Origin of the sequence: Nocardia sp. NBC_01388, from assembly GCF_045040085.1 — a bacterium.
Lineage (GTDB): Bacteria > Actinomycetota > Actinomycetes > Mycobacteriales > Mycobacteriaceae > Nocardia.
Genome location: NZ_CP109553.1, coordinates 2,799,745 through 2,822,906, shown reverse-complemented (window position 1 = coordinate 2,822,906; position 23,162 = coordinate 2,799,745). Strand labels below are relative to the sequence as shown.

At 65.7% G+C, this 23,162-nt stretch carries 21 protein-coding genes, 1 tRNA gene and 1 pseudogene; 11 read left to right on the top strand and 12 right to left on the bottom strand.

All coding sequences use genetic code 11. The annotated features are described in order from the left end of the window. Nucleotides 1–80 precede the first annotated feature (80 nt). From OG716_RS13840 to OG716_RS13825, 4 genes are all read right to left on the bottom strand, one after another. A complete protein-coding gene (locus tag OG716_RS13840) occupies nt 81–1,040 on the bottom strand; it encodes a hypothetical protein (protein ID WP_405138035.1) in 960 nt (319 codons plus the stop codon). An 11-nt stretch (nt 1,041–1,051) separates the two neighbouring features. Then, complete coding sequence (locus tag OG716_RS13835; protein ID WP_405138034.1) at nt 1,052–1,513, bottom strand: hypothetical protein; 462 nt, start codon at nt 1,511–1,513, stop codon at nt 1,052–1,054. 170 nt (nt 1,514–1,683) lie between these two features. Beyond that, nucleotides 1,684–2,100 carry an acyl-CoA thioesterase gene (locus OG716_RS13830; RefSeq protein WP_405138033.1) on the bottom strand — a complete coding sequence of 139 codons (417 nt, stop codon included), beginning with the start codon at nt 2,098–2,100 and terminating at the stop codon, nt 1,684–1,686. Nucleotides 2,101–2,230: 130 nt separating this feature from the next. Then, the gene (locus tag OG716_RS13825) at nt 2,231–2,728 is read right to left on the bottom strand and encodes a cupin domain-containing protein (protein ID WP_405138032.1); all 498 of its coding nucleotides are present in this window, start codon (nt 2,726–2,728) and stop codon (nt 2,231–2,233) included. A 72-nt stretch (nt 2,729–2,800) separates the two neighbouring features. Between OG716_RS13825 and OG716_RS13820 the strand changes: the two genes are divergently transcribed. After that, on the top strand, nt 2,801–3,304 hold the full coding sequence (locus OG716_RS13820) for a MarR family winged helix-turn-helix transcriptional regulator (RefSeq protein ID WP_405138031.1): 504 nt from the start codon (nt 2,801–2,803) through the stop codon (nt 3,302–3,304). 4 nt (nt 3,305–3,308) lie between these two features. On the opposite strand, the gene OG716_RS13815 is transcribed toward OG716_RS13820, so the two are convergent. The 3 genes from OG716_RS13815 to OG716_RS13805 form a co-directional block, all read right to left on the bottom strand. Then, a tRNA-Val gene (locus tag OG716_RS13815) sits at nt 3,309–3,380 on the bottom strand. 40 nt (nt 3,381–3,420) lie between these two features. After that, complete coding sequence (locus OG716_RS13810) at nt 3,421–3,987, bottom strand: helix-turn-helix domain-containing protein (protein ID WP_355127309.1); 567 nt, start codon at nt 3,985–3,987, stop codon at nt 3,421–3,423. A 183-nt stretch (nt 3,988–4,170) separates the two neighbouring features. Then, complete coding sequence (locus tag OG716_RS13805; RefSeq protein ID WP_355127308.1) at nt 4,171–6,987, bottom strand: aconitate hydratase; 2,817 nt, start codon at nt 6,985–6,987, stop codon at nt 4,171–4,173. A 246-nt stretch (nt 6,988–7,233) separates the two neighbouring features. Between OG716_RS13805 and OG716_RS13800 the strand changes: the two genes are divergently transcribed. The 4 genes from OG716_RS13800 (at nt 7,234) to ald (ending at nt 13,561) form a co-directional block, all read left to right on the top strand. Then, entirely contained in the window at nt 7,234–7,788 is a 555-nt protein-coding gene (locus OG716_RS13800; RefSeq protein WP_405138030.1) for a DUF6676 family protein, read from the top strand. Nucleotides 7,789–8,130: 342 nt separating this feature from the next. Continuing rightward, complete coding sequence (locus tag OG716_RS13795) at nt 8,131–9,549, top strand: NlpC/P60 family protein (protein ID WP_405138029.1); 1,419 nt, start codon at nt 8,131–8,133, stop codon at nt 9,547–9,549. Nucleotides 9,550–9,724: 175 nt separating this feature from the next. After that, nucleotides 9,725–12,247: a heterodisulfide reductase-related iron-sulfur binding cluster gene (locus OG716_RS13790; RefSeq protein ID WP_405138028.1), complete on the top strand. Its 2,523-nt coding sequence runs from the start codon at nt 9,725–9,727 to the stop codon at nt 12,245–12,247. A 207-nt stretch (nt 12,248–12,454) separates the two neighbouring features. Beyond that, a complete protein-coding gene (gene ald / locus OG716_RS13785; protein WP_405138027.1) occupies nt 12,455–13,561 on the top strand; it encodes an alanine dehydrogenase in 1,107 nt (368 codons plus the stop codon). A 38-nt stretch (nt 13,562–13,599) separates the two neighbouring features. Here ald and OG716_RS13780 read toward each other — a convergent pair whose 3' ends face one another. After that, on the bottom strand, nt 13,600–14,100 hold the full coding sequence (locus tag OG716_RS13780) for an Lrp/AsnC family transcriptional regulator (RefSeq protein WP_405138026.1): 501 nt from the start codon (nt 14,098–14,100) through the stop codon (nt 13,600–13,602). A 143-nt stretch (nt 14,101–14,243) separates the two neighbouring features. Between OG716_RS13780 and OG716_RS13775 the strand changes: the two are divergent. Both OG716_RS13775 and OG716_RS13770 read left to right on the top strand, forming a co-directional pair. Continuing rightward, nucleotides 14,244–14,612: pseudogene (locus OG716_RS13775) on the top strand (cytochrome P450); the annotation flags it as partial. A gap of 97 nt (nt 14,613–14,709) precedes the next feature. Then, nucleotides 14,710–16,146, top strand: a complete 1,437-nt coding sequence (locus OG716_RS13770; RefSeq protein WP_405138025.1) for a lipase family protein — start codon at nt 14,710–14,712, stop codon at nt 16,144–16,146. Nucleotides 16,147–16,188: 42 nt separating this feature from the next. Here the strand turns inward: OG716_RS13770 and OG716_RS13765 are convergent, their stop codons facing one another. From OG716_RS13765 to OG716_RS13750, 4 genes are all read right to left on the bottom strand, one after another. Next, nucleotides 16,189–17,340, bottom strand: a complete 1,152-nt coding sequence (locus OG716_RS13765; RefSeq protein WP_405138024.1) for an FAD-dependent oxidoreductase — start codon at nt 17,338–17,340, stop codon at nt 16,189–16,191. 138 nt (nt 17,341–17,478) lie between these two features. Further along, a complete protein-coding gene (locus tag OG716_RS13760) occupies nt 17,479–18,174 on the bottom strand; it encodes a TetR/AcrR family transcriptional regulator (protein WP_405138023.1) in 696 nt (231 codons plus the stop codon). Between the two features lie 25 nt (nt 18,175–18,199). Then, nucleotides 18,200–18,619, bottom strand: a complete 420-nt coding sequence (locus OG716_RS13755) for an NUDIX domain-containing protein (RefSeq protein ID WP_405138022.1) — start codon at nt 18,617–18,619, stop codon at nt 18,200–18,202. A gap of 292 nt (nt 18,620–18,911) precedes the next feature. Beyond that, nucleotides 18,912–19,202 (bottom strand): GMC oxidoreductase, encoded by a 291-nt coding sequence (locus OG716_RS13750; protein ID WP_405139679.1) that lies wholly within the window; start codon nt 19,200–19,202, stop codon nt 18,912–18,914. On the opposite strand from OG716_RS13750, the gene OG716_RS13745 reads away from it, so the two are divergent. The 4 genes from OG716_RS13745 to OG716_RS13730 all read left to right on the top strand — a co-directional run bounded on the left by OG716_RS13745 (nt 19,145) and on the right by OG716_RS13730 (nt 23,118). Then, on the top strand, nt 19,145–19,720 hold the full coding sequence (locus OG716_RS13745) for an RNA-guided endonuclease TnpB family protein (protein WP_405138021.1): 576 nt from the start codon (nt 19,145–19,147) through the stop codon (nt 19,718–19,720). The genes OG716_RS13750 and OG716_RS13745 overlap by 58 nt on opposite strands. Nucleotides 19,721–19,958: 238 nt before the next feature. After that, nucleotides 19,959–21,116: an AAA family ATPase gene (locus OG716_RS13740; protein WP_405138020.1), complete on the top strand. Its 1,158-nt coding sequence runs from the start codon at nt 19,959–19,961 to the stop codon at nt 21,114–21,116. Nucleotides 21,117–21,148: 32 nt separating this feature from the next. After that, nucleotides 21,149–22,117, top strand: coding sequence for a DUF58 domain-containing protein (locus OG716_RS13735; protein WP_405139677.1), 969 nt, complete (start codon nt 21,149–21,151; stop codon nt 22,115–22,117). Beyond that, nucleotides 22,114–23,118 carry a VWA domain-containing protein gene (locus tag OG716_RS13730; protein ID WP_355131277.1) on the top strand — a complete coding sequence of 335 codons (1,005 nt, stop codon included), beginning with the start codon at nt 22,114–22,116 and terminating at the stop codon, nt 23,116–23,118. Before OG716_RS13735 ends, OG716_RS13730 begins: the two co-directional genes overlap by 4 nt. The last annotated feature ends 44 nt before the right edge of the window (nt 23,119–23,162 follow it).

Genomic DNA, 23,162 nt, shown 5'->3' with positions numbered 1-23,162 from the left:
CGTTCGACCGCTTGCGATATCGCGCGCTGATCCGGGGCGGCGTTCAGCCGTGCACGATACCGAAGCTCAGGTAGCCACGCTCAGGTGTTGACGGTGCCGTCGCCGAGGACCAGCAGATTCGCCAGACTCTCGAAGATCGGCAGCCCGGTCTTGATTTCGAGATAGGCGAACTGGCCCTGGGGGTTCACCTCCAGGAACCAGAACTCGCCGTCGAGGCCGACCCGCAGGTCGAGCACGCCGAAAGCCAGTCCCAGCGCGCCCATCAAGGTGGTCAGCGACTTGCTCACCGAGGCGGGCAGCCGATCCGCGGTGAAGTCCACCGACGTGTCCAGACGTGAATCGACCCGTCCCACACCGGATTGCGAGTCGATGCGCACCACCCACTCCATACCGTCCACCCACACGATTCGCAGATCGCATTCGGCGTGGATGTAGTCCTGGAAGATGGTGGGGGAGTTGCGGATCGTGTCCAGCCGCGCGAGATCGGCTGCGGTGACTATGCGTGTCTCGGTGAAGGCCCCGCGGCCGGTGCCGGCCCGCTTGTAGACCACCGGACCGGGCCGCGAATCGATGAACGAGCGCGCCTCGTCCACATCATTGGTGATGAGTGTTTCCGGCACCGCGAAACCGGCGCGATAGGCCGTCTCCAATTGCACGAGTTTACGATTCGCGGTGCGATCGGCGCCCGGATCATTGACCCACAGTGCGGGGATGGACCACAGCAGACCTTGGAGGAAGCCGTCGCATTCGGCCTGGCGATAGTCGTCGTCCTCGCCGCGGGCGCTGCCCGGAACCAGGCACGGCTGCGGCCGTCGCCACCAGACCGAGGAGGCGTCGTCGAGCCCCAGAATATGGGAGAGGCTGCGCGAGGTGCCGTCGCGGCTGACGCGGAAAGTGCCGTTCTCACGCGGGAAGTCGCGCATATCGAGCCGAATCGGACTGAGCCCGTGATGTTTCCGCAGTGTGGCGGCGAGTGCATCGCCGTGAAGGTCGTCGGCTTCGGTGACAATGAGTACCGAACCCGTTGTACGGGCGGCCATATCGGGGCCTATCAGTCGAGACTGTCGCAGGCCACGCCGTCGTCACTGCCGTTGAGCGACCGGGTCTGGCAGCAAGTCATGGTGGCGCCGCCGACACCCGGCCCGGCGGTGAGTTCCAGGCCGCGGGCCCAGGCCTCGGTGAGCTCGCGGAGCTCGTCGTCACCGCGGGTGGGGGAGTAGGCGAGCGGGAGGGTCGGGGGGCGTTCGGTGAGTTCGATGCGCCGGCGCTGGGTGAAATCGGCTGTGGCGCCATTGCGTACCCGCACCAGTACCGGGCGTCCCTCGCAAATTCCCTGTGCCGCCGCAACTTCCCAGTCGGTCAGATCGAGAACGTCGGTCCGCCGGAAGGTCCACATGCCGTCTGTGACGCGCAGGCTGATGTGTTTATCGGTGGATGCTACGAGATAGCCAGATAGCGGTGGCGCGGTGGCGTCGATAGGGGGAGACGCGAGGTGATGGAGGGCGCCGGTCATGCTTAACTCCGATCTGCTCGGGATTTGCTGCGGGGCCAAGCTCGATCTGAATCATATCCCGCAAGGCCGCTCGTTCGGTTCGCAACGAAAGATTTCCGCCACCCTGGCAAACCTTGCCGGGGCGACGGAAACCGCTCGGCCTGAGAGTTTTTCGCTACGCGCCGCGCGAACTAGAGCCCGAGCAGTTCGGGCGTTTCGGAGATCTCACGCAATCGCTGCGCCGGATCCGAAACGAGCTTGCGGGCTTTCAGATCCAGAATGCCGCCGACCGCATTCACCTCGGCGGACAGTGTCCCGTCCAGCTTCCGGATCTCCTGGTGCATCCGGTAGGTCTTGCCCCCGCCCCATACGAATTCGCAGCTCACCGTGACTATGTCACTGATGTGCAGCTCGCGCAGGTACTTGATGTTGTTCTCCAGCACCACCGGCCCGATGCCCGACCCCATCAGCTTGTCCTCCTGCACCCCGCACGACCGCAGCAGCTCCCACCGCGCATGCTCCGCGTACTGCAGATAGACGGCCTGGTTCAGGTGGCCGTTGACATCGAGCTCATAGCCGCGAACGGTGACGGAAACGGAAAAAACCATAAAACCTACAACCAGTGCATTTTCCGGACGATTCCGGAAATTCAGTGGTCTGCGGCACATTCCGGCGATTGCCGGGCTACCCGCGGCAATCACCGGTGCGGACGCATAGCCGCAGGTTGGCGCGTAATGCTCAGCGGCGGTTGGCGTTGCGCTCGGCCCACCAATCCGGGCGATCGATGAAGTGGTTGTCGAACTCCTCCTGGGAGTCGAGGAGGTCCTGGTAGATGGATTCGCCCTTCGCGATGCGATCGAGGATGCGGAAGTACTCGAAGCGTTCAACGCCGGACAACAGAGCGATCATGATCCGCGCCGAGCTGTCCGGGCCGGCGCCGAAGGCGTGCGGCATGAGCTTGGGGACGATCACCGAGCCACCGGCGCCGACGGTGACGAAGCGATCCCCGGCGAGCAGTTGGAGTTCGCCGTCCGCCACATAGAACAGCTCATCGGACTTGGTGTGGTAGTGCGGGGTGGCCCCGTCGGCACCCTGGGACATGGTGACCTCGATGGTGCTGGCCGCGCCGCCCGCAGCGTTGGACTCGATGAGGAGACGCACCTGGGCAGTGTCGGTTCCCAGCGTCTCGGCCTCGTGAGGTTGGCAGATGGCGGCCTCGCGGGTGGTGGCGTTCATGACGGTCTCCTAAGTAGTTCGATGAGTTATAGTTCGCTATCGAACTATATGGGAGCGAATAGGATGTTGTCCATGGGTGCGAAGAAGGTTGACGCGGTGGATCTCATCGAGACGCAGTGGCATCGGGAGCGGCCGGATCTGGATCTGGAGGCCATGGCCATCATCGGCCGCCTGGGCCGGCTCTCACTGGTGGCCGGGCGGCAGATCGAATCGGTGTTCGCCGCGCACGGATTGCAGCGCGGGGAGTTCGATGTAATTGCGGCACTACGGCGTTCGGGGGAGCCCTATGAGCTCAACCCCTCGGTGCTTGCGGATACGCTCATGCTCTCGCGAGCCGGCATGACCGGCCGGCTGGACCGGCTGGAACAGGCTGGACTGGTGCGGCGCATCGCCGATGCGGGCGACCGGCGCGCGGTGCGGGTGGCCCTGACCGACCGCGGCCTGCAACTGATCGATCTGGTCATCACCGAACACGTCGAGAACGAAACCCGCATCCTCTCAGTGCTTTCCGCGAAGGACCGCAAGGACCTTGACCGAATCACCCGGCTCCTGCTCGCGGACCTTGAGGGGGAATAGGAGGCCATGAAGGCGGGGATCGAACCCGCGACCTCCCACGTGTCGTGTGAATGCTCGACCGCTGAGCTACTTCATGGCCGAACTGACCGTAGCTGCTACTGGAATCCTGTGTCGCGTCAATTCTTCCGGCGCACTGAGGCTTCCACGAGATCGAGCACCGCGGAGAGATTGTCGTTGGCGTGGCCGGAGGCGATGCGGGCGATGAGGCCGTCGAGGATCAGGTCCAGGTAGCCGAGCAATACGGTGGTGGGGACGTCGTCACGCAGGGCGCCTTCGGCCTTGCGGCGTTCCAGGCGGGCCACGGTGGCGGCGGTGAGCTCCTCGGAGCGTTCCTCCCAGTTGGCGCGGAATTCGGGATCGTTGCGCAGACGGCGCGCGATCTCCAAACGTGTTCCGAGCCAATCGAAGTCCTCGGGGCGCGCGAGCATATCGCGCATGACCTGGACCAGACCCTGGGTGGCGGCCACTTCGGCCATGCGGGCCGCGTCCTCGTGCGCGAGCGCCAGGAACAGCGCGTCCTTGTCACGGAAGTGATGGAAGATGGCGCCCCGCGACAGACCCGTGGTTTCTTCCAGGCGACGCACGGTGGCGCCCTCGTAGCCGTATTCGGCGAAGCAGCTGCGTGCTCCGTCGAGAATCTGGCTGCGACGAGCGGCGAGGTGGTCGTCACTGACCTTGGGCATGGACTCCTCCGAAACGGGGTGTGCGGGACGTCCCCACCGATCATGGACCGGTGCGGACGTCCCGCACTAGCGACGAGCGAAGCGATCCGGCTGGACCGCGTTACCGGCGACGGCGCGAAACCGTTGCCTGCCACCATAACTCGGCCGGGAAACAGCCCTTCCCGGCCGAGCCTTCGAGCAGTTCTAGCCGCGAATCATATTGCGCAGCACGTACTGCAGGATGCCACCGTTGCGGTAGTAGTCGGCCTCACCGGGGGTGTCGATGCGGACGACCGCGTCGAATTCCACCTTCGTGCCGTCGGTCTTGGTGGCGGTCACCTTCATGGTCTTCGGAGTCACACCCTCGTTCAGCTTGGTGATTCCGGCGATGTCGAAGGTTTCGGTGCCGTCCAGCTTCAGCGACGCGGCGGACTCGCCGGCGGGGAACTGCAGCGGGACAACGCCCATACCGATGAGGTTGGAGCGGTGGATGCGCTCGAACGACTCGGTGATGACGGCCTTGACGCCCAGCAGGCTGGTGCCCTTGGCGGCCCAGTCACGAGACGAGCCGGACCCGTATTCTTTGCCGCCCAGCACGACCAGCGGAATGCCCGCGGCCTGGTAGTTCTGCGAGGCGTCGTAGATGAACGCCTGCGGAGCGCCTTCCTGGGTGAAGTCGCGGGTGTAACCACCCGAGACGTCGTCCAGGAGCTGGTTGCGCAGCCGGATGTTCGCGAAGGTGCCGCGAATCATGACCTCGTGGTTACCGCGACGCGAGCCGTAGGAGTTGTAGTCCTTGCGCTCGACGCCGTGACCCTCGAGGTACTGCGCGGCCGGGGTGCCCGGCTTGATATTGCCGGCCGGGGAGATGTGGTCGGTGGTGACCGAATCGCCCAGGTAGGCAAGGACACGCGCGCCCTTGATATCCGTGACGGGAGCCGGGGTCGACGGCATGCCGTCGAAGTAGGGGGGCTTGCGCACGTAGGTGGACTTGGGATCCCACTCGAAGGTCTTGCCCTCCGGGGTCTCCAGTCCGCGCCAGCGCTCGTCGCCCTTGAAGACATCGGCGTAGGACTTGATGAACATGTCCTGGTTGATCGAGCTGGCGATGGTCGCCTCGATCTCCTTCGAGGACGGCCAGATGTCCTTCAGGAACACGTCGTTGCCGGCGGTGTCCTGACCCAGCGGGTCGGTCTCGAAGTCGAAGTCCATGGTGCCCGCGAGCGCGTACGCGATGACCAGCGGCGGGGAGGCCAGGTAGTTCATCTTCACGTCGGGGGAGATACGGCCTTCGAAGTTACGGTTGCCCGAGAGCACCGCGGTGACCGACAGGTCGTTCTCGTTGATCGCCTTGGACACCGCGTCCGGCAGCGGGCCGGTGTTGCCGATGCAGGTGGCACAGCCGTAACCGACCAGGAAGAAGCCCAGCTTCTCCAGGTACGGCCACAGGCCCGCCTTCTCGTAGTAGTCGTTCACGACCTGCGAACCCGGGGCCATGGAGGTCTTCACCCACGGCTTGGAGGTCAGGCCCTTGTCGACGGCATTGCGCGCGAGCAGCGCGGCGCCGAGCATGACCGACGGGTTGGAGGTGTTGGTGCAGGAGGTGATCGAGGCGACCACAACCGCGCCGTGATCGAGCACGAAGTCGCCGTACTCCTCCGAGGAGACCTTGACCGGCTTGCTCGGGCGGCCCACGGCGCCGTTCGCGGCCGAGGGGATCAGCACGGAATCATCGTCGGCGAAGGACAGCACCGCGGGATCGGAAGCCGGGAAGGACTCCTCGATGGCCTCGTCCAGGTGCGTGTGCGGGGTGACCGCGGCGGGGCCGGACTCCGCATCATTGGTGTAGTTGTGAATGTCCTTGCGGAACGCGGTCTTGCTGTCCGACAGCAGGATTCGGTCCTGCGGGCGCTTCGGGCCGGCGATGGACGGGACCACGTCGCCGAGATCCAGCGTCAGGTACTCCGAGTACGCGGACTCGTTCTCGGCGTCGTGCCACATGCCCTGTTCCTTGGCGTACGCCTCGACGAGCGCGAGCTGCTCCTCGGTGCGGCCGGTCAGGCGCAGGTATTCGACGGTGACCTCATCGATCGGGAAGATCGCTGCGGTGGAACCGAATTCGGGGCTCATATTGCCCAGGGTCGCGCGGTTCGCCAGCGGCACCTCGGCGACGCCCTTGCCGTAGAACTCGACGAACTTGCCGACCACGCCATGCTTGCGCAGCATGTCGGTGACGGTGAGCACCACGTCCGTGGCGGTGACGCCCGGCTTGATCTCACCGGTCAGCTTGAAGCCGACGACGCGCGGGATGAGCATGGAGACGGGCTGGCCCAGCATGGCCGCCTCGGCCTCGATGCCGCCGACGCCCCAGCCCAGCACGCCCAGGCCGTTGACCATGGTGGTGTGCGAGTCGGTGCCGACGCAGGTGTCGGGGTAGGCCTGGCCGTTGCGGACCATGACGGTGCGAGCCAGGTGCTCGATGTTCACCTGGTGCACGATGCCGGTGCCCGGCGGGACGACCTTGAAGTCGTCGAACGCGCCCTGGCCCCAGCGCAGGAACTGGTAGCGCTCACGGTTGCGCGAGTACTCGATGTCGACATTGCGCTCGAGCGCGTCGGCCCGGCCGAAGACGTCGATGATGACCGAGTGGTCGATGACCATCTCGGCGGGGGCGAGCGGGTTCACCTTGTCCGGATCGCCGCCGAGGGTGGCGACGGCCTCGCGCATGGTGGCCAGGTCGACGATGCAGGGCACGCCGGTGAAGTCCTGCATGATCACGCGGGCCGGGGTGAACTGGATTTCGGTGTCGGGCTGGGCATTGGGATCCCAGGCCGCGATCGCGCGGATGTGGTCGGCGGTGATGTTCGCGCCGTCCTCGGTACGGAGGAGGTTCTCCGCGAGAACCTTGAGGGCGTAGGGCAGCTTTTCGGTGCCGGGCACGGCCGAGAGACGGAAGATCTCGTAGGAGTTCTTGCCGACCTCTAGGGTGCTCTTGGCGCCGAAGGAATCGATACTCGTCACTGTCAGCTCCACTCGTCTGTGAATGGGAGGGCCACCGGCGGGGCTGTGCCGATGGCTCGTCGAGGCGCTGGCCTCGTCCGTGCTTCACCCTAACAGTACGCTTGTCCTGTGAGCGCATCGGGGCGTGCCCGAGCGGCCCGGGGAGGTTCTCGCGGTGGCTGCGCGAGCTTCACACGGCGGGACCGCTGCCAGCTTACGGCGTGCCGTGGTGAGGTGATGCGACAAGTAGTCGCGTACTGTGCGTCCGTGACCGTCTCGCACACCTCGGTTTTCGCGCCTATGAAGGCGGAACTGCCGCCGAACACCGACTTGAACGCCATTCTGGTGGACTTGGACGACAATCATGTCGCCGCACCCCAGGGTCGTAGTCAAGACGGCTTGGCCGCCATTGCCGCTGCGGCGCGCGATCAGGGCATCGATCTGAACATCGTTGTGGTGCAGGGCAATCCGGGCATGGAGGCGAACCTGCGCGATCTCGCCACCGAGGTCGGCAAGACCGAGCACGGCACCGTGGTGGTGTTCAGCGACGACTGGGTCGGCACCTACAGCGATACCTTCACCCGCGCCCGCCTGGAGTGGGCCGAGGACAAGTCCAAGTACCGCGGCTCGGACCACACTCAGGATGCGGCCCAGACCTTCGTGAACCGGCTCGAACAGCCCGAGACCGTGTCGTGGACCCTGATCACGCTGATCGCGGTGCTCGCGCTCGCCGCGGTGATCGGCGGGCTGTACGCCGTCAAGGTGCGCCGCGCCGCGGGCGAGTCGGCCGGCTCCGGCCGTCCGCGCACGCCCGTCTCCTGAATCTTTCGCTCATTTCCCGGACCGCAGTTCTCGGCATGCCCGAGCTGCGGTCCGGTCTCATTCGCTGAGTCTTCGCTGACATCCGGAAGGTTTTCCCGAGGGTCGGCTGCGGCCTCGTGTGGTATCGCCCGAGCAAACAAGCAAATGGCTGGCTACGTCTGAATTGTCTGCGAGTCATTCCCGCGTGGCTGATTCATCCTGTGTCGGAAGTGTCGTACGGTTTCGAAACGACGCTGTTGGGGATGAAGTGTCAGAAGGGCCTCGAGTTTCCGGTGATCCGGATGGTTCGCATGGGGCTTGTGAGTCGCTCCCCGGGGCCAGGACGGGATCCAGGGAGGTGCGATGCGAATACCGGCGAAACGTGCAGGGCGACCGATTCGGATCGCTACTGAGTTGCTGGTAGCGATCACAGTGGTGACTCTGGGGATAGCCACCGGACACGCTGTGCCCCCACCACCCCCCAATCCCAGCGATAGCGATATCGCCCAGGCCGGTGCGGATGTCGACGCCACCGTGGGCCAGGTCGGTGTGCTCATCAATCAGGTGGCGACCGCCGAACAGCAGTTGCAACTGCTCGACGATGCCGTTGCCGCACGCCGCGAAGCCGTCAACAAGGCCCTGGTGGATCTGCAGGTCGCCCGCGATGCCGCCGATACCGCGGCGCACGCCGTGACCAACTGCCAGCGCGACCTCACCGATGCCGGTGTACAGGTGGGCGACGCGCACAACGAGTTCGACAAATTCGTCTCCCAGGTCTACATGCGCCCCGGATCCACCTCGCTCATCAGCTATATGGCCGCCCCGACTCCGGAGGTCGCGCTCGCCCGCGCCCAGGTGCTCACCATCGCGTCCAAGAGTCAGCAGCAGGTGGTGGACGGTCTGCGCCGTGCGCAGGTCGATCAGGCCAACAAAACCTCCGCCGCCAAACAGGCGCAGCAGGCCGCCGATGCCGCGGCGGCCGACGCCGATGCGAAGAAGGTCGAGGCGCAGGGCGCCGTCGCGGCCGCGAAGGCCGAGTTCGACCAGCAGGCCGCGCGCCGCAATGGCCTGCAGCAGCAACGTGATTCCGCGCAGCAGCGGCTCGATACGGCCCGCTCGCAGGTGGCCGGGCTGCAGAGTCAGCGCGATACCTACCTGGCCTGGGACCAGCAGCGCCGCACCGAGGAGGCGCAAGCCCGCGCCGCCGCCGTCGCGGCAGCGGCGCGCGTCGCGGCCGATCGTGCGTCCAATGACCGTGCCTCGGAAACGGGTTCGGGTCGCCGCCCGCACACCCAGCTGAACAGTTCCCCGGCGCCACCACGCACCGGTCAGCCGCCGACCCGCCCCAGCGGAAGCCGTTCGGATCTGGTCGAAATCGTGGTCGACCGCGCCATGTCCCAGCTCGGGGTCGAATACGCCTGGGGCGGTGGGGATGAGGACGGTGCGACCCTCGGCATTCGCGACGGCGGCGTCGCCGACTCCTACGGTGACTACAACAAAACAGGTTTCGACTGCTCCGGCCTGATGATCTACGCCTTCGCCGGCATCGGCGTCTCACTGCCGCACTACAGTGGCTACCAGTACTCCATGGGTTCCCGTGTGCCCGTGGCGGATCGGGAGCGCGGTGACATGTTGTTCTGGGGTTCCGGCGGTTCGGAACACGTCGCCCTCTACGTCGGCAACGGCAAAATGGTCGAGGCGCCCGAGTCGGGCGAGGTCGTCCGCGTGGCCGCAGTCCGCGAAGGCGGCATCATGCCGTACGCCATTCGCATCATCTCCTGAACTCCCCATCGCCACAACGGAACTGGTCCACGCCCGCATTGGCGAGGTGGCGATGAACCGGGCTTTCCCCCGTGTCGATTCAATGATAGCTTGACATCAGACACGTAAGTTACTGGGCGGTAACATAACTCCTGCTGCCGCCCCGGGGAGTTCTCGGGACCGGGGGGTCAGCACTATGAGCACAGCGACGATCGCACTGGGGGTCATCGGCGCCCTCATCACGCTGCTCAGTTGGGGGTCATTTTTCGGCGGGCTGAGCAGGATGATTCGCCTCTTCCGCGCGGGTCAGCCCGACCGGTCGCGGATGCGCCCGTTCCTGCCCCGAGTGAAAACCGTTGCCGTCGAGGTTGTTGCGCATACGCGGATGAACAGGTTCCGGACCGCGGGCTGGGCGCACTGGCTGGTGATGGTCGGATTTCTGCTCGGCATGATCTTCTACTTCGAGTCCTACGGGCAGACCTTCGATCCGGCATTCCGCTGGCCGATCATCGGCGATACCTTCGGTTACCGCCTGCTGGAAGAATCTCTCAGCGCCGGCACCATTATCGGGATCGTGGCGCTGATTACCGTCCGCCAGTTGAATCATCCGCGCCGGCCCGAGCGCCTCTCCCGATTCGGCGGATCGAATTTCCTTGCCGCCTATGCCATCGAAATGATCGTGGTGACACACGGTTTCGGTGATGTCCTGGTCAAGGCCGGCAGGATCGCGACCTACGGCGGTGGGCAGGCGTCGACCGATCCGCTCACTATGCAGGTCGCCCGGTTGCTTCCGGTCAGTCCGCTGCTGATCTCGATCTTCGCGTTCGTCAAAATGCTTGCGGGAGCGGCGTTCCTGTATCTCATCGGCCGCAAACTCACCTGGGGTGTGGCCTGGCACCGGATTGCCGCGTTCTTCAATATCTACTTCAAGCGCGAGGACGACGGGGGAGTCGCGCTCGGGGCGGCTAAGCCGATGATGTCCGGTGGCGCGGTCCTGGAGATGGAGACCGCCGATCCCGATGTCGATGTGTTCGGCGTCGGCAAGGTCGAGGACTTCAGCTGGAAAGCGCTGCTGGACTTCACCACCTGCACCGAATGCGGTCGCTGCCAATCCCAGTGCCCCGCTTGGAATACCGGCAAGCCGTTGTCGCCGAAGCTGCTGATCATGTCGCTGCGTGACCACGGCTACGCCAAGGCCCCGTACCTGCTGGCCGGTGGCCGCAAGGATATGAGCGGCGACGAGATCGGTCTCGTCGATGCCGAGGGCACGCCGAATGAGGTTGCGCTGTCGAAGATTTCGGCCGAGGCGCGGGCGGAGGCGGAGCGGCCGCTGGTCGGTGGTGCGGAGGTCAACGGCATCATCGATCCGGAAGTGTTGTGGTCGTGCACCAGTTGTGGTGCGTGTGTGGAGCAGTGCCCGGTCGATATCGAGCATGTCGATCACATTATCGATATGCGCCGCTACCAGGTGTTGATCGAGTCGGACTTCCCGTCCGAGCTGGCGGGGTTGTTCAAGAATTTGGAGAACAAGGGCAATCCGTGGGGGCAGAACTCCAAGGACCGCCTGAACTGGATTTCCGAGGTCGATTTCGAGATCCCGGTCTATGGCAAGGACGCTGATTCCTTCGACGGGTACGAGTACCTGTTCTGGGTCGGTTGCGCCGGTGCGTACGAAGACCGCGCGAAGAAGACCACCAAGGCCGTCGCGGAACTGCTTGCGACCGCGGGGGTGAAGTTCATGGTGCTGGGTCAGGAAGAGACCTGTACCGGTGACTCGGCGCGGCGGGCGGGTAACGAGTTCTTGTTCCAGCAGTTGGCGATGCAGAACATCGCGGTGCTGGATGGGGTGTTCGAGGGGGTGGAGGCGTCGAAGAAGAAGATCGTCGTCACCTGTGCGCATTGCTTCAACGCTTTGAACAACGAGTACCCGCAGGTGGGTGGCTCCTATGAGGTGGTGCACCACACGCAGTTGCTGAACCGGTTGGTGCGGAGCAAGAATTTGGTGCCGGTGTCGCCGGTCGCGAAGAACGTCACTTATCACGACCCGTGCTATCTGGGTCGGCACAACAAGATCTACGACGCCCCGCGTGAGTTGATGGAAGCCTCGGGTTCGACCTTGGTCGAGATGCCGCGGCATGGTGAGCGTTCCATGTGCTGTGGTGCCGGTGGTGCGCGGATGTGGATGGAAGAGAATCTGGGCAAGCGCATCAACGTCGACCGGGTCGATGAGGCCCTGGATACGTTGAAGGGTGGTAACGAGCCGTCGTTGATCGCGACCGGTTGCCCGTTCTGCCGGGTCATGCTGACCGATGGTGTGACCGCTCGTAAGGACGGTGGCGAGGTCGGTCAGGGTGTCGAGGTCGTGGATGTCGCGCAGTTGATGCTGGACTCGATCACCCGGGTCGAGGGTTCGGTGCTGACGGAGAATCTGAAGGTGGTGCAGCAGCCCAAGGTCGAGGAGCCGGAACCGGTTTCCGAACCCGAGCCGGTCGCCGAGGCCGTCGTCGAAGAGGCCGCGGCCGAGCCGCAGCCTGCTCCGGACGCACCCGCCAAAGGCCTGGCAATGAAGCGCGGGCTCAAGGCTCCGGGAGCGAAACCCGCTGCAACGGCGGCAGTTTCCACCGAACCCACCGTCGCCTCGGCAGCACCTGTCAAGGGCCTCGCGATGAAAGGTATGGCGAAGAAGCCCGGCGTCAAGCCTGCTGCGGCGGATGCCTAGTTCACGTCGACGGCGGCTGTTCGCCGAGGCGCCGAAGATGATTCGTAGCGTGGGCGCGAATCGTCGCATATATCGAACGTGTCGTTTGAATTTGTGGCTCTTATAGAAATATATTCATCCTTATTGTATGGGTTCCGCAGTTTCTTCACACTCACTCCTGAGGCGCAATGGCCGCGCCGCGAGGTCGAGACGACGTCAGGAGTGCGTGTGAAGATCGGAATCCCGCGTGAAGTGAAGAACCACGAGTACCGGGTCGCGTGTACACCGGCGGGTGTGCACGAGCTGGTCTCCCGAGGCCACGAGGTCTATGTGGAGGCCGGTGCCGGTGCCGGGTCCAGCTTCGAGGACGGCGCCTACGGCTACGCGGGCGGGCGGGTGCTCGATTCCGCCGACGAGATCTGGGGGGCTGCGGATCTGGTGCTCAAGGTGAAAGAGCCGGTGGCCGAAGAGTATTCGCGCATGCGGGCGGACCAGACGCTGTTCACCTATCTGCACCTGGCCGCGTCCAAGGAATGCACCGATGCGCTGCTGACCTCCGGCATCACCTCCATCGCGTACGAAACCGTCACTGCCGGTGACGGTTCGCTGCCGCTGCTCGCTCCGATGAGTGAGGTCGCCGGCCGGTTGGCTCCGCAGGCGGGCGCATATCACCTCATGCGCAGTGGTGGCGGCCGAGGTGTGCTCATGGGCGGTGTGCCCGGCGTGCGTCCCGCCAAGGTTGTGGTGCTCGGCGCGGGGGTGTCCGGGCGCAATGCGATTGCCATGGCACACGGCATGCACGCCGACGTCACCGTCCTCGATCTGAATATCGCCCGCATTCGCGAAATCGACGACCTGTACCGCGGGGCGGTGCGCACCGTCATGTCCAATCGCCTGGAGGTGGAGAACCTGGTGCGCGAAGCGGATCTGGTGATCGGCGCGGTGCTGGTGCCGGGGGCCAAGGCCCCGACATTGGTATCCAATGCGCTTGTGGCGCAGATGAAACCGGGATCCGTGCTGGTCGATATCGCCATCGACCAGGGTGGCTGCTTCGAGGATTCACATCCCACCACCCATGCCGATCCGACCTACCGGGTGCACGATTCGCTGTTCTACTGCGTGGCGAATATGCCCGGAGCCGTACCGCACACCTCGACCGTCGCGCTCACCAATGCCACACTGCCGTACGCGATTGCGCTGGCGGACAATGGCTGGCGCGCCGCCGTCGCCGTCAATCCCGCTCTGGCCGCGGGGTTGAGCACTCATGCCGGGTCGCTCCTGTCGGAGTCGGTCGCCGCGGCCCACGGCTATCTGGTCGACAGTCTGGCGGCCTAGGCGCCGAAAGCGCTGTACCGCAACAGAGTCGCGGATGGCTAGGCGACTCCGCCCGGCTGGACATGCTCGAAGATCAGGATGGTCTGGGTGGACGCGACCGCTGGATGCGCACTGAGGTGCTCCAGCACGAATCCGCGCAGCTCGCCGGAATCCGTGGTGGCGACGTGGATCAGATAGTCGTCCACCCCGGCCACGAAGTAGACGTTCTCCACCTCCGGCAGCGCCGCCATCTGCTCACCGAATTCGGCCAGGTGGCCGCGCGCCCCGGAATGCACCCGCACCGCGATGATGGCCTGCAGATCGCGGCCCAGGGCGGCCGGATCGATATCGGCGTGGAACCCGCGAATCACACCCGACTCGACGAGTGCGCGCACCCGCCCGAGACAGGTCGAAGGCGCGATGCCCGCGAGTGCGGCGAGCGCGTTATTGGTGATCCGGCCGTCCTTGGCCAGCTCGCTGAGCAGCAGCCGGTCGATGGCGTCGAGCGAGCCGCGAGGGCGAGGCGCGGCCGGAACCACGGGCGACGAAACCTTCCTCATGACCCGAAGACTACCGAAGATCCTTCGCCACCAAGGGGTAGAAGCAGAGGAATCTTCGAGGCCCCAAAACATTACGTAGGAGGCTGCTATGCCCCCGAGCATACGAAGCACGCAAACTGATCTCGAAGGGCTTCACCCCGCGGGCGACCCCCGTCAGCCTGTTCCAGCGCACCGCGCTGGTGGACACCGAACTCGGCGGTGTGCGCATCACCGCGGGGGAGCGGGTGGGGCTGGTGTACCGGCCGGCGAATTTTGACGAGGAGGTCTTCGACGAGCCGAACCGGTTCGACATCCTGCGCGATCCGAATCCGCATCTGTCCTTCGGCGGTACCGGTGCGCACTTTTGTGTCGGCGCGAACCTGGCGCGGCTGGAGGTCTCGCTGATCTTCGACGCCATCGCCACGCACGTCTCCGAGCTGACCAAGCTCGCCGATCCGAAGCGATTGCGGTCGGGATGGCTCACCGACATCAAGCAGTTCCACGTCGATTACGGGACCACAGCTGTGAAATGAATTCGGCCCACACGGCAGGCCCTCGGACGGTAACTTTGCGTTCGATATGGGGATGCGGCTCCGGTGTTGTTCGGAGCCAAGGGAAAACAGGGTGAGCATGGCTGGGAAATCGGCGCTGCGGCGCGGTCGGCGCGCATCGGGTCTGTTCGCCATCGTCGCGGTCACCGTCGCTGTCGCGGCGCCGCTGGCCGGGGCGGACGAGCCGGATCCGGGTGCGCCGGTTGCTGATTCGGTGGCCGGAGCCGATGCCTCGGCCGACGCGTTCTACGATCCGCCGGCCGGTTACGAATCCGAGGCGCCGGGCACGATCCTGAAGAGCAGGCCGATCGTCGCCAAGGCGCTGGAGCTGTTCCCGGTGAACGCGCAGGCGTGGCAATTGCTCTATCGCACAACCGATGCCGACGGTAGTCCCTATGCCGCGGTCACCACCGTCCTGATTCCGGACGGACCCGCGAAACCGCGTCCGCTGCTGTCCTACCAGATGGCCTACGACTCCATCGCGCGCGACTGTATGCCGTCCTACTCGCTGCAATACTCGAGTCCGCTCGACCTCCTCGACCCGGCCAAGCAGTCCGGGTACGCCTTGCCGCCGTGGGAAATGGCTTTCGCGGCTTCCGGATTGGCGCAGGGCTGGGCGGTCGCCGTACCCGATCCCGGTGGTATCGACGATCGATTCCTGACCCCGCGTGTCATGGGATACACCACGCTGGACGGGATTCGGGCCGCGCAGAATTTCGCGCCGCTCGGCCTGCCCGGCGCCGATACCAAGACGGCACTGTGGGGTTATTCGGGCGGTGGCATCGCCACCAGTTGGGCGGCGGAACTGCAGCCGGACTACGCACCCGAGCTCAATATCGCGGGAGCCGCGATCGGCGCTCCCGTGGCGGATCTGGGCGCGGCGCTGCATTCGGCGAACGGCCGACTGCTCGGCGGACTGATCCCGATCGGAGTCGCCGCCCTGGAGAAGGATTCGCCCGCGGTGGCGGCCCGGCTGGACAGTTATCTCACGCCCACGGGTCAGGGGATCGTCGCCGCGGCGGGGTATCAGTGTGTGGCCCGCAATGTCGCCGCGAATCTCATGTTGACGGTGCCGACCCTGCTCAATGCGCCACTGGACACCGTGCTCGCCGATCCGGTCATCCATCAGGCGATTGCCGAACGGTCCCACGGCGCGACCACTCCGGCCGCGCCGGTGTACCTCTACAACGGCGTCAATGACGAGGTGAGTCCGATCGGCCCGGTAGACGCACTGGTCCAGAACTATTGTGCGCACGGCGCATCGGTGACCTATACGCGGGACGCCTTCCCCGACGTCATCAGTGACCACACCATTGTCGATGTGACCGGCGCCGGCGGCGCCTTCGCATGGGTGCAGCGGGCGCTGTCGAACCCGCAGCCGGTGCAGCCCGCCGGATGTACGACCACGACGGTCGCTTCCACGCTGCTCGATCCGGCCGGATTGGCCGCGCTGCCGGACTTCGCGGCGGGCACCGTGGAGACGATGCTCGGACAGGCGCTCGGCGCGGGTCGCTGACCCAGGCGGATCCCGCCCTGAGTTCGCCTACCGTGATTCCGCTTATGCCCCAGCGGTTTCGACGGCGGCGAACATCTCGACGAGGGACCGGGGTGCGCGATCGCTGAAGATGCTCGCGAGTGATTCGGCGGAGTCGCGCGCGGCTGCTTCGGCACGCGGGAAGAGCGTCTGCTCATAGGCGCCGAGGGCGGCTTCGATATCTCCGGGGTTGGCGGCGATCGCCAGGGCCAGATCGGCGCCGTCGATCATGGCGAGGTTCGCTCCCTCACCCGCGAACGGGGACATGACGTGCGCGGCGTCACCGAGCAGCGTGACACCCGGAATACGTGACCAGCGGTGATCCACCGGCAGTGCGTGGATCAGGCGCGGCACCAGTGGGCCGTCGGCTTCGGCGATGAGATTGCGCAGCGCGGGAGCCCAACCGGTGAAGTACTGCAGCAGAGCAGCTTTCGCGGCCGCCGTATCGCTGAAATCCAGCGTGGCGAGCCAGCCTTCGGGTGCGCGGCGGGCGAGGTAGATATGCAGGCTGCCGTCGGATTCGCGGTGGGCGAGAAAGCCTTCGGCCGCGTCGATGGCGAAACACATACCGCCGCCGATGAGTTGAGCGGCCTCGGAGTGGCGGCTGTCGGCCTCCGCCAAATCCAGTTCCACGAAAGAGATTCCGGAGTAGGCGGGTTGTGCGCTCGAGAGCAGCGGCCGGATTCGCGACCACGCGCCGTCCGCGCCGATCAGCAGATCGGTGGTCAGGACGGTGCCGTCCGCGAGGGTGACCTCGTGGCGGCCCGCGTCGAGCGGGCGGGCGCTGATCAGCTTGCTGTTCCAGCGCACAGTTGAGTCTGGCAGAGCCTCGAGCAGTAGTTCGCGCAACTCGCCCCGATCGATCTCGGGCCGGCTGCCGCCGCCGTCATCGAACTCCTCGAGCAGCACCCGGCCGTCGCGGTCGAGCACCCGCAGATCCTCGCCGCCGGGATGGACCTTGGCGCGAAACGCCTCGTACAGCCCGGCCGCGCGGAGCGCGATCTGCCCGGTGTCCTGGTGGATGTCGAGCATGCCGCCCTGGGTGCGGGCCTGCGCCGAGGCGTCCAGGTCGAGGATGAGCGTATCGATCCCATGGACGTGCAGTACGCGCGCCAGGGTCAGGCCGCCGAGGCCCGCGCCGATGATCAGGACGGGGTGATGGGTGGTGGTGTTCATGATGGGCCTGCCTTCCTGGAGACGCACTCTCGCTGACTTGATCAGCGTAACGAACATGTTCGTTACGAACAAGTTCGTTGTGAGTCATGGCACGTCCACATGCTGAGATGGGTGGCGGACGCGGGGTGTACAGCGCCCTCAGTGGGTGCGGGCCGTGTCCTGAATACCGGTGATGAGCATCCGGAAGGTCCAATTCAGCCGGTCCTCCGGTGAGCCGGACACCAGATCTTCGCGCAGCGCCGCGATGCGGGGATGTGACCGGTCCGCCGCGGTATCGAGGGCCTGTCGCAAGGCCGCGTCCTCATCGCCGGTGGCAGCGATATCGCGATCACGCACGGACTGCTCGACCGCGGTGGCCGTCGCGACCTGCAGCAGAATGTCGACGCCCCACGCCGCCTGACCGTCCGGCACACCACCCGCGCGCAGCAGTGCGAGCAGGTTCTCCAGGACGGCCAGGTAGTGCGGTCCGGACGGCCGGGTGGTGAGCGCGGACTGCGCCAGCGCGGGGCGCCGGATCAGCACCTCGGTATAGGAGATCAGCACCGCGACCAGCCGGTCACGCCAATCCTGCACTGTGGCAACCGGACTCAGCTCCACCTCGCCGAGAAATACGTCGAGGATCGCCGCATGCAACTCGGCGGTGTTCGCGACGTAGACGTACAGCGAGGCGGGCCCGGTATCCAGTTCGGCGGCGAGGCGGCGCATGGTCAGCCGCTCCAGACCGTCGCTGCCGACCAGTGCCACCGCGGTGCTGACAATCCCGTCGTAGGTCAGCGCGGGTTTGGCGGGCCGTTCGCGCCGGCTCTTGCGCGGTCGCGCGGTCGGTGCATCCATGCACCGACCCTAGCGAACATGTTCGTCAGCGCTCGCGATACGCTGTGAGAATGCGGCGGATCGAGGGTGTCACGGGCAGGTCGCCGTCGAGCGGCAGCCAGCGGTAGCTGCCGTAGTTGGTCAGGCGGATGGGTCCGACCCCGGCCACCTCGGCCGCGAAATGCTCCCGGCGCACCGGTGTTCCGGCATTGGAGAGGTAATCGAACCCGCCGAGGTGGGCCACGATATCGACCACGGTCAGGCCGGTTTCCTCATGCACCGCGCGGGCCACGGCCGCGGCGAGCGCCTCACCGGGACGAACGGTGGTGCCGGGCAGATTGAGGGGGCTCAGGCCCTGCGCATACTCTTCGCGCTCCAATAGCAGTACCGAGCCTTCATGCTCGAGGACGACGCCGATTCGCAGCGCGACTCCGTCGGCAACCGCTTTCTCCTGTAACTCGATCAATACCGGCTCGCCTATCGACTGCCGGGGAGAAACTTCGAAATCCCACACTTCACACCCACATCCCGTACGGCCGGACCGCTTCGACCGGCACACATTCCACGCTACCGCTGCAGAAACGCTGGACGGCAAGGCTATCCGCAATTTCGGCGCATCTTCGCCGAATTGTTGGGCGGGTCGGAAAGTTTTGCGAGTCGGGCATCGGTCGCCTGAGGAGCGATCGAGTCTTCCGTCTCGGAAGACTGTCCTGGGTAATCTACGCCCGGCTTCATGAGCATGCCTGCCCCGGGCCGCATCAGAACACCGTTCCGACATCCTGCGCGACCAGGTGGTCGAGCGCCCGCTCCGCCACGGCGGCAATGGTCATCGATGGATTGCAGGCGGCGGTATTGCCCGGCATGAGTGCGCCGTCGAGGACGTACAGGCCGCGCTGGCCGTGGACGCGGCCGTCCAGATCGCACACCGACCCCATGTTCGCGCCGCCGAGGTCCTGACCGGCGCACAGGGACGCGGCCGTCGCGGCGCTGGATGGACGCCGACGTAAGGCGCAGGCGCTTGCTGTATCGGGCGGCCAACCTGCGTTCAGACGCCTTGCACAAGTTCACGTCCGGAGTTCGGGCCGAATACGGCACCGTAGTGATCGAGAATTTGAACGTGGCCGGCATGCTGCGAAACCCACGGCTTGCGCGGCGAATCGCTGATGCTGGATTCGGCGAGATACGCCGCCAGCTGACCTATAAAGGCGAGTGGGGTGGTGGCACAACAATCGTGTCCGACCGCTGGTACCCGTCATCGAAGACCTGCTCGGGCTGTGGTGTAGTGAAAGCCAAACTGCCGCTACGTGTTCGAGTGTTCGCCTGTGATGCGTGCGGACTCGTCCTGGATCGGGAGGTGAACGCCGCTCGCAATCTGGTCGCCCTCGCGGCGGCACAGTGTTCGGCTGGTACCGGAGTAGCCGGAGACCAGGGCGCGGCAGCGCTGAATCCTCGCCGAGCCGACCGCAAGACCCGCACTACCCATCCCGGCCGCGGGCGGGGCGGGCTGGTGGCGCAACCCCCTATGGGACAGAAGCGAGAGACCGTACTCAGGACACCGCAGCGCTGAGACGCGGTGACACTGGAACGGACTTTCCGGGCTGAAAGGCCCGGATCTCACCACTGAAGCGAAGTCCCCGAGCGTGGATATAAGTTGAATCCATGCGAACCCCGGATCTGCGAGGTTGGATTTTTGTGCGTCCTTCCCGAACCGGGTGCGGCGTTCGCGGCCGATACCTGGAATAGTTGTGGCAGCACGCACAGAGACCAAGGCGAAAGCGGGGATTTTGGTGACTTCGACTGATGGTGTGAGCACGGTAAGTACGGTGAAGGACGCGCCGCCGCCGAACACCCTCGAGCGCGATGTCCAGACCCTGGAGAAGGCGATCTACGAGGTCAAACGAGTGATCGTCGGTCAGGATCGGCTGGTCGAACGACTGCTGGTGGGTGTGCTCGCACGTGGCCATGTGCTGCTCGAGGGTGTTCCCGGTATCGCCAAGACCCTTGCAGTGGAAACCTTCGCGAAGGTGGTGGGCGGCAGCTTCTCTCGCGTGCAGTTCACCCCGGACCTGGTGCCCACCGACCTCGTGGGTACCCGCATCTACCGGCAGGGCCGCGAGGAATTCGATACCGAGCTGGGCCCGGTCGTCGCGAACTTCGTGCTCGCGGACGAGATCAACCGCGCGCCCGCCAAGGTGCAGTCGGCACTGCTCGAGGTGATGGCCGAGCGGCATGTCACCATCGGCGGCAAGACCTACCCGATGCCGAATCCGTTCCTGGTCATGGCGACTCAGAACCCCATCGAGAGCGAGGGCGTGTACGCCCTGCCCGAGGCGCAGCGCGACCGCTTCCTGTTCAAGGTGGTCGTGGATTACCCCTCCGTGGAGGAGGAGCGCGAGATCATCTACCGGATGGGCGTCACCCCACCGGAGGCCAAGCCGGTGCTCGACCCCGCCGAGGTGGTGCGGTTGCAGCAGGTCGCCGCCAATACCTTCGTGCACCACGCGCTGGTCGACTACGTCGTGCGCGTGATCGCCGCGACCCGTAAGCCCGCCGATTTCGGCATGCAGGATGTGGCCGGGTGGATCGCCTACGGCGCCTCCCCGCGTGCCAGCCTCGGCATCATTGCCGCGGCGCGCGCGGTGGCTCTCATTCGCGGCCGCGATTACGTGGTGCCGCAGGATGTGGTCGAGGTGATTCCGGACGTGCTGCGTCACCGTCTGGTGCTGTCCTATGACGCGCTCGCCGACGAGGTTTCGCCCGACGATGTGATCAACCGGGTGCTGCAGACCGTCGGTCTGCCGCAGGTGGCCCCGCAGGCCGTCGCCCCGGGTGGCGCGCCCGCGCCGATGCCCGCCGCACCGCCGTTCCAGGCCCCCCAGGGAATTCAGCAGGCGCCCAACGGGATTCCGCAGCCGCCCAACGGTGTGGCTTCCGGAGTGCCCGGCCAGCCTCAGCCCAAGTGAGGCCGGGTTCGGATTCGGTTGCGCCCGTGACGATGTCGACTCCCAGCGGCTCCTCGCACGCCCCGCCCTCGTTCCGGCAGGGTGATCTGAGCGATCCGCGTCTGGCCGCTGCGCTGAGAACTCTGGAACTCACCGTGCGCCGCCGTCTCGACGGTGTGCTGCACGGTGATCACATGGGCCTGATCCCGGGCCCGGGATCCGAACCCGGCGATGCGCGCATGTATCAGCCGGGCGACGATGTGCGCCAGATGGATTGGTCGGTCACCGCCCGCACCACCCATCCGCATGTGCGGCAGATGGTCGCCGACCGTGAGCTGGAGACCTGGCTGGTGGTGGATATGTCCGCCAGCCTCGATTTCGGCACCACCGGATGCGAGAAGCGCGATCTGGCCATTGCCGCCGCGGCCGCGGTCACCCATCTCACCAGCGGCGGCGGTAACCGGATCGGCGCGGTGGTCGCCAATGGCGAGAAGCTGATTCGCATTCCGGCGCGCAGCGGGCGTGTGCACGCGCAGTCCATGCTGCGCACCATCGCCACCACCCCGCACGCCCGCGACGGTGTGCGCGGTGATCTGCAGGGCGCCATCGAATCCCTGCGCCGTCCGCAGCGCAAACGCGGTCTGGCCGTGGTGATTTCCGATTTCCTCGGGGATATCGACTGGCAGCGCAGCCTGCGCGCCATCTCCGGCCGCCACGATCTGCTCGCGGTGGAGGTGCTCGATCCGCTGGATATGGCACTGCCGGACGTCGGCGACGTGGTGCTGCACGATCCGGAGACCGGGCGCACCCGCGAATTCAGCGTGACCCCCGCACTGCGCGCCGATTTCGCGAAAGCGGCGCAGCGGCACCGGGAGCAGGTGGAGCTGGCGCTGCGCAGTTGCGGCGCGCCGGTGATGGACCTGCGTACCGATCGGGACTGGATCGCCGACGTGGTCCGGTTCGTGTCCACCCGGCGCCATACTTTCGGCGCCTCGAATGCCGGGCGGGTGCCACGACAGTGAGCATTTCCAATTTCACCTCGCAGTACTGGCTGGCTTTCCTGGTCGTAGTCGCGCTGATCGCGCTGCTCTACGTGGTGGTGCAGCGGCGGCGCCAGAAGCATGTGCTGCGCTTCTCCAATATGGAGATGCTGGAGCGGGTCGCGCCCAGCCAGCCCAGTCGATTCCGGCATGTGCCGGTGGCGCTCATGCTGGTCGGCCTGATTCTGCTGACCATCGCCGCCGCCGGTCCGACCGCGACGAAGAAGGTGCCGCGCAATCGCGCCACCGTCATTCTGGTGATCGACGTGTCGCTGTCCATGGAGGCGACCGATGTGCCGCCGAGCCGAATTCAGGTGGCCAAGAAGGCCGCCAAGGAATTCGCGGACGGTCTGACCCCGGGCATCAACCTGGGTCTGGTCACCTTCGCCGGCACCGCGTCGGTGCAGATGTCGCCGACCACCAATCGCCAGGCGGTCAAGGCGGCCATCGACAGCATGAAGCTGGCCGAGCGCACCGCCACCGGTGAGGGCATTCTGACCGCGCTGCAATCGATCGACACGCTGGCCTCGGTGCTCGGCGGTGCCGAGACTCCGCCGCCCGCGCGCATCGTGCTCATGTCCGACGGTAAGCAGACCGTGCCCGATGACAAGGATGTCGACAATCCGCGCCACGGCTTCACCGCCGCGCGTCTGGCGAAGGAGAAAGGCATTCCGGTGTCGACGATTTCGTTCGGCACGACGTGGGGCACCGTCGAGATTCCGGATCAGGACGGCAAGGGTTCGCAGCGCGTGCGGGTTCCGGTCGACGATGACGCCCTGCATCAGATCGCCCAGCTCTCCGGTGGCGACTTCTATACCGCCTCCACGCTGGAAGAGCTTCGTAAGGTGTACGACACACTCGATCAGCAGATCGGGTACGAGCTGACAATGGGCGATGCGAGCCGGCCGTGGCTGCTGCTGGGTCTGCTGGTGACCGCCTCCGGGGTGGTGACAGCGCTGCTCTATCGTCAGCGTCTGCCGTAATTCGGTACCGCGCGCCGAGTCCCGCCAACGAACAGATAGGTTTC